Here is a 6,709-nt window from a genome sequence, read left to right as displayed (position 1 = left end):
GTCCACGCCAACCTCATGATCGACTCAGAGGGCGGGGGTGGGGGTGGGGGTTGGGCGGAGGACTCCCAGGCGTTGGGTGGCGCGGGTCAGGGCTACGTACAGGTCGCTGCGCCCGCGCGGGGACTCGGCCACCATCCGGTCCGGGTCGACCACCAGCACCGAGTCGAACTCCAACCCCTTGGCCTGCGCGACGGTCAGCACCACCACCCGGCTCTCCAGCTCCGGATGCTCGCCGACGGCGGCCTCCGGCAGGGCCGCGTTCACCGCCGCGCCCAACTCGCCCACCCGGCCGGCCGGCACCAGCACCCCGAGCCGACCCTCGGTCAGCCCGGCGGCCTCCCGGGTCACCTCGGCCACCAGCTCCGCAGCCAACCGCCCGTCGGGCACCGTCCGGTCCCACGGGGGTACGCCGCTCTCCCGCACCGAGCGAGGCGGCCGCAGCGCCGGGTCGATCTCGGCCAGTACGTCGGCGGCCACCGCCATGATCTCGGCGGGGGTGCGGTAGCTGACGGTCAACTCGGTGAGCCGCCACCGCTGCTCGACGTACGGGGCGAGCGCGTCCGCCCAGGACGGTGTGCCGCTGAGCGCGCCGGTCTGGGCGACGTCCCCGACGATCGTCATCGACCGGCTCGGGCAGCGGCGCATCAGCAGTCGCCAGGCCATCGGCGACAACTCCTGCGCCTCGTCCACGATCACGTGGCCGAACGCCCAGGTGCGGTCGGCGGCGGCCCGCTGCGCGGTGGTCAGCCGGTCGGTCTCCTCCTGCCGTTCCAACAGCCGGTCCGCGTCGATCAGGTCGGTGACGCCGAGGATCTCACCGCCCTCGGCCTCGTCCTCGACGTCGATCGAGCGGGAACCCCTGGCGATCTCGAGCACGCCCTCGGCGTACTCCCGTTCCATCATCCGGATGCGGTCCCGCCGGGCGGCGGCGGCACGTTCGTCCTCGCCGAGCAGTTCGGCGGCCTCGTCGAGCAGCGGAACGTCGGCGGGGGTCCAGCCACCGCGCTCGCGCCGCAGCAGCGCCCGTTCGTCGGCGGTGAGCATCGGCGCGGCGGCGGCGATCCGGTCCGGGTCGGCGTACAGGTCGGCGAGCAGCCGCTGCGGTGTGAGCACCGGCCACAGCTGGTCGAGGGCGGCCCGGATCTCCGGCTCCTCGCGCAGTTCCCGCCGGATCTCGGCCCGGTCCGCCTCGTCGAGGAGGTTGTCCCCGCCGAGCGGGTCGGCGCCGATCCGTTCGGCCACCTGCTCGGCGAGCGCGTGCACGATCTCCACGTCGAACAGCGCGCGGGCCAGGTTGTGCGGTCGGTCGGTGCGGCGGACCCGGTCGCGGGCGGCGCGCACGATCTCCGGGTCGAGGGTCAGCGTCTCCCGCTCGACCTCGATCTCCAGTGGCTCGTCGGGCACCCACTGCCGGTCCCGCACGGCCAGCGCCAACACCTCGGCCAGCACCGCCCGGCCCTTGAGCGCCGCGGTCTTGGCCGGCTCGGACCGTTGGGCGCTCACCCCGGGAAAGAGATCACCCTGGGTACGCAGCAACACACCGGTCTCGGCCAGTGTCGGCAGCACCTGGGAGATGTACCGCAGGAAGGTCGCGTTCGGCCCGACCAGCAGCACGCCCCGGCTGGAGAGTTCGCGGCGGTGCGTGTAGAGCAGGTACGCCGCCCGGTGCAGCGCGACAGCGGTCTTGCCGGTGCCGGGGCCGCCCTGGACCACCATGACGCCCGGGAGTTCCGCGCGGATGATCTCGTCCTGTTCGGCCTGGATGGTCTCGACGATGTCGCGCATCCGGCCGGTGCGGCCGGCGTTGAGCGCGGCGAGCAGCGACGCCTCACCGGTCAGCTCCTCGTGGGCGCCGGGGGAGGCGCTGTCGATGTCGAGCACCTCGTCGTTGAGCCCGGTCACCTTGCGCTGGCGGGTACGCAGGTGCCGGCGACGGCGTACGCCCTGCGGGTTGGCGGCGGTGGCGAGGTAGAACGGTCGAGCGGCGGGGGCGCGCCAGTCCATCAGCAGCGGGTCGTAGTCACCGGTGGTGTCGAAGATGCCGATCCGGCCGATGTAGCGGCGGGAGTCGTCGTCGCCGTCGAGGCGGCCGAAGCAGAGCCCGTTCTCCACGGCGGAGAACTGTTCGACCTGATCGGCGTACATCGCTACCGAGCTGTCACGCTGCGAGCGGTCCTGGAGGGTTCCGCCGGTGTTGTGCAGCTCGGCGGTGAGTCGGCGGGCGGCCTGCTCACGCAGCTCGTCCAGCCGGTGGTAGAGCATCGAGACGTACTCCTGCTCGCGACCGATCTCGTCGTCGAGCGGCAATTCGCCGGAACCGCCGGAGTGCCTTGACAAGCCGTCTCCCTAAAGATTAGAATCCTTTGCAGGAACGGCTTTTAGCCGTTCTTTTTTGTGCCCTTCGAACTGTTGAAGATAGCGCGTTCCGCCGGTTCTCACCAAGCCGGGCGGTCCGGCGCGCCGGTGATCGCGAGGTGGCGGCGGATGATCCTGCGGACCGGCCAACGGGTGGTCTTCATCGGGGACAGCATCACCGATTGTGGTCGACGCGACACCGCCGCGCCGTACGGCAGCGGATACGTGAGTCTCGTGCGCGCTCTGGTCGACGCCCGGCACCCCGAGCTGGAGGTGCAGTGGGTCAACCGGGGTGTGAGCGGCGACACCGTGCGGGACCTGGCCGCCCGCTGGGACGCCGACGCCATCGCCGAGCGCCCCGACTGGCTCGCGGTGCTGATCGGGATCAACGACATCTGGCGGCACTACGGTGACCGGCCGGATGAGGCCGTCGGCATCGAGGAGTACGAGCGCACGCTGCGCGACCTGCTGCGTCGGGCGGTCGACGCCACCGGCTGCGGGCTGATCCTCGGTGACCCGTTCTTCATCGAGCCCGACCGGAGCGTCCCGCAACGCGCCGACACCGACCGGTACGCGGCGGTCGTGGCCGCGCTCGCCGCCGAGTTCGACGCGGTGCACGTGCCCAACCAGGCGGCGTTCGACCGGGTGCTGGCGGTGAGTCCCGCGACGCGCTGGGCCGACGACCGGGTCCACCCGTACCTGCCCGGCCACGCGGTCCTCGCCGACGCGTACCTCAGCGCCCTCGGCCTCTGCTGACTCCCGCACAGCGAAGCGCCGGGCCGACCGTCAGGTCGACCCGGCGCGAACGCTGCGGAGATCAGCTGCGGGCGGCCTGGTAGAGCCGCTCCGGCGTCACCGCTCCGGCGAGCACCCGACCGTCGTCGGTGAGCAGCACGGTGAACAGCCTGGTGCTGAAGAGCCGACCGCTGCCCCAGTCACCGCTGACGGCGGGCAGTCCGCCGAGCAGCTTCGACACGTCCACGTCGGGTGCGGCGCCGGCCGGGGGAGCGGCGGGCTTCCCGGCGGCGGGCCCACCGCCGAGCGCACCGTCCAGGCGGGCGACCAGCACGGTGGTCCAGCCGTCGCCGACCGCGCGGACCCCCGGGTCCGCGGCCGGCTTGACGTGGCCGGGCTTGCCCGTCGGCCGTTCGGCCTTCTCCTCGGTGACCGTCACCCCGGGCGGCGGGTTGAAGGTGAACTGGTCGGCGTCAGGGCGGCGGTAGTCGACCTGGGTGAAGGCCACCTCGAACGCCGGCTGGTCACTGCCCTTGGCGAGCACCTCGAAGCGCAGCGGCACGTGCTGCTTGGCGTCGATGGCGATCCGCAGCTGGTGCACCAGCGAGTCCCGGTCGCGCGGCTGGAGCACCAGCTCGTACGAGTCCCGGCCGGCGACGGTGGCCGAGCGGCCGACACTGACCTCGGTGCTCGGGTCGATCGCGCCCAACGCCAGGTCGGCGGCCTGCTGCGGGGTGGCCGGCAGGCTCGCTGCCGGTTCCGGCGCGGGCTTGAACGCCCCGGCCTTGTCGCCCAGGGCGCGGTGGGTGGCGGTGTTGGTGCGGCTCTGCCAGGTCCACAGGTCCCGGCCGTTGCGGATCACGTCCTGCTCGCCGAGGGTGTCCAGCAGCGCGACCCGCTGCTTGTCGGGCCCGGAGTACCAGACCCGCAGGGTGTGTGTGCCGGTCAGCATGGTGGTCAGCTCGTTGCCGGGGAGCAGCCCGACCAGTGGTGGCAGGCCGAGGTCGGCGCGCTGCACGACGGTCCCGGACAACCCCTCCAACCGGGATGTCTGCAGATCGACGAGGAGCTGGGCGGCGGTGCGGGGCGGCAGACTCGGCTCGGCCTCGGCGGCGAACGTGCCGATCGCCGCGCCACCGCCGATGACGGCGACGGCCGCGGTGGCCGGGACCAGCCAGCGCAGGACGGGACGGCTTCTCAGGACGGACATGGTGGCACCTCCTGCGCCCATCCTGCCCTCTCACTGCTGTGAACGCGCTGAGGACACCGAACGGGGTGGATTGACCCGGGTGGCACCCTTGAATGGTGCGTGTGCTGGTGGTGGAGGACGAGGCCCGGTTGGCGGCTGCCCTGCAACGCGGCCTGCAGGCCGAGGGGTTCGCGGTGGATGTGGCGGGGACCGGCCCGGCCGGCCTGGACGCGGCCCGCCACGGCGGGTACGACGCCATGATCCTCGACGTGATGCTGCCCGGCCTCTCCGGGTACGAGCTGGTCCGGCGGCTGCGTGCGGAGGAGCACTGGTTGCCGGTGCTGATGCTCTCCGCCAAGGACGGCGAGTACGACCAGGCCGACGGCCTCGACTGCGGCGCCGACGACTATCTGACCAAGCCCTTCTCGTACGTGGTGCTGCTGGCCCGGCTGCGGGCGTTGCTGCGCCGGGGCGCACCGGAGCGTCCGACCGTGCTGGCGGTCGGCGACCTGCGGCTGGACCCGGCCCGGCGACGGGTGACCCGGGCGGACGCCGAGGTGACGCTGACCGCGCGGGAGTTCGCGTTGCTGGACTACCTGATGCGCCGGCCGGGCCAGGTGATCTCCAAGATCGAGTTGTTGGACCACGTCTGGGACGCGAGCCTGGAGACCGCGCCGAACGCCGTCGAGGTGTACGTCGGCTACCTGCGGCGCAAGCTCGGCCGGGACCGGCTGGAGACGGTCCGGGGCGCCGGCTACCGGTTGGCCACGTGACGTCGGACGGCCCGGCACCCACCGGTCGGGCCCGGCCCGGCTGGATGCCGATCCTCGGGCTGCGGGGCCGGCTCACGGCGATCGGCGTGTTCGGCCTCACCATCGGGCTGGCACTGGGCGGGGTGGTGCTGCTCGGCGCACTCGGCTTCGTGCTCCAGCGCACCGTCGACACCGAGGCGTTCCGCACCGCCGATGCCGTTGCCCTGCTCGCCGCCGAGGACGCGCTGCCCGACCCACTGCCGGTGGCCGGCGGGCAGGTCCGCGTGCAGGTCGTCGACGAGCAGGGGCGGATCAGGGCGGCCTCGATCGACGCCGACCGGCTGGTGCCGATGGTCCGCCCGGAGAGACTGGACCGGACGGGTCGACAGCGGCTGGAGGTGCCGGCCGAGCGGGTCGGACTGGTCGGCCCGGTCCGCGTGGTCGCCGTACCCGCCGGCACCGCGGCTGACCCGCTCACCGTGCTGGTCGCCCGCTCGATGGCTGACGTGCGGCACAGCATCCACGTGGTCCGGGTCATCCTGCTGGTGGCGTTTCCGCTGCTGGTGGCCGTGCTGGCCGGGGTGGCGTGGCGGGTGGTGGGCGCGACCCTGCGCCCGGTCGAGCAGTTGCGTCGAGGCGCCGAGGAGATCACCGGGAGGGCCGGTGCGGGCCGGCTGCCGGTGCCGGCGTCGGCCGACGAGATCCACCGCCTGGCGGTCACCCTCAACGGCATGCTGGACCGACTGGAATCCGCCCGAGTCCGGCAGCGGGCCTTCGTCTCCGACGCCGCACACGAGCTGCGCAGCCCGTTGACCAACATCCGGACGGAGCTGGAGGTGGCCCAGCGCCTCGCCGACCGGACGGACTGGACGGCGGTGACCGCCAACCTGCTCACCGACACCGACCGGCTGAGTCGCCTGGTGGACGACCTTCTGCTGCTGGCCCGCCTGGACGAGACGCCGCCGACGCGGGGGACCGGCCCGGTGGAGCTGGGCGCGTTGCTGACGGACGTCGCCGCCCGTTACCCGTCGCCTCCGGTGCGGGTGACGCCGCCGGCGGGCCCGCTGTGGACGATCGGCACCGTCGAGGAGTTGCGTCGCGTGCTGGCCAACCTGGTCGACAACGCGGTACGGCACGCGGACGGCAGTGTGGTGCTCGCGGCCGAGGCGACAGGGCCTGACGTCGGGGCGTACCACCTGGTGACGGTGACCGACGACGGCCCGGGGATCCCGGTGGCGGACCGGGAGCGGGTCTTCGACCGGTTCACCCGGCTGGACGACGGACGCGCCCGCGACGACGGGGGCGCCGGCCTGGGGCTGGCCATCGTCCGGGAGTTGGTCCGACGGGCGGGCGGCAGCATCACACTGACCGACGCGCCGGACCAGCGAGGACTACGGGTGTGCCTGCTGCTGCCAGCGTTGCCGGCCGAGGACGGCCAAAGGTAGACGGTCCGTGACGGCGGCCTCCCCCCAACCGCCCACTGATGCCCCTTTGCTCTGCACCCGCGGACGCGACAGCCACGCAACGTGATGGTCGCCGACGCGTGTTGCAGCGGCGGTCGCGACGTTTCAGCTGCTCATCCGAGGTGGTGCGTATAGGTAAGCAGAGCAAAGCCTGGGCCGGAGTTGTGGGCGGGGCGTCGGGTGTGACGGCGTGTCACGGCGGGTTCGTCAACGGG

Annotated in this window: 5 protein-coding genes; 3 read left to right on the top strand and 2 right to left on the bottom strand. The window is 72.9% G+C overall.

Annotation, left to right across the window (positions count from 1 at the left end):
• Positions 1-24: 24 nt before the first annotated feature.
• Complete coding sequence (locus QCZ28_RS32970; RefSeq protein ID WP_279520285.1) at positions 25-2,262, bottom strand: ATP-binding domain-containing protein; 2,238 nt, start codon at positions 2,260-2,262, stop codon at positions 25-27.
• A 222-nt stretch (positions 2,263-2,484) separates the two neighbouring features.
• Here QCZ28_RS32970 and QCZ28_RS32965 point away from each other — a divergent pair, with 222 nt between their 5' ends.
• The gene (locus tag QCZ28_RS32965; protein WP_279520282.1) at positions 2,485-3,111 is read left to right on the top strand and encodes an SGNH/GDSL hydrolase family protein; all 627 of its coding nucleotides are present in this window, start codon (positions 2,485-2,487) and stop codon (positions 3,109-3,111) included.
• A 61-nt stretch (positions 3,112-3,172) separates the two neighbouring features.
• Here QCZ28_RS32965 and QCZ28_RS32960 read toward each other — a convergent pair whose 3' ends face one another.
• Entirely contained in the window at positions 3,173-4,300 is a 1,128-nt protein-coding gene (locus QCZ28_RS32960) for a sigma-E factor regulatory protein RseB domain-containing protein (protein ID WP_279520281.1), read from the bottom strand.
• Positions 4,301-4,395: 95 nt separating this feature from the next.
• Here QCZ28_RS32960 and QCZ28_RS32955 point away from each other — a divergent pair, with 95 nt between their 5' ends.
• Together QCZ28_RS32955 and QCZ28_RS32950 are read left to right on the top strand one after the other, a co-directional pair.
• A complete protein-coding gene (locus tag QCZ28_RS32955) occupies positions 4,396-5,052 on the top strand; it encodes a response regulator transcription factor (protein ID WP_030333589.1) in 657 nt (218 codons plus the stop codon).
• A gap of 44 nt (positions 5,053-5,096) precedes the next feature.
• Positions 5,097-6,476: an ATP-binding protein gene (locus QCZ28_RS32950; protein ID WP_279520284.1), complete on the top strand. Its 1,380-nt coding sequence runs from the start codon at positions 5,097-5,099 to the stop codon at positions 6,474-6,476.
• The last annotated feature ends 233 nt before the right edge of the window (positions 6,477-6,709 follow it).

Origin of the sequence: Micromonospora sp. DH14 (genome assembly GCF_029809455.1) — a bacterium.
Taxonomy (GTDB): domain Bacteria; phylum Actinomycetota; class Actinomycetes; order Mycobacteriales; family Micromonosporaceae; genus Micromonospora; species Micromonospora parva.
The sequence above is the reverse complement of the archived record's forward strand: the minus strand, read 5'-3'. Positions and strand labels throughout refer to the sequence as shown.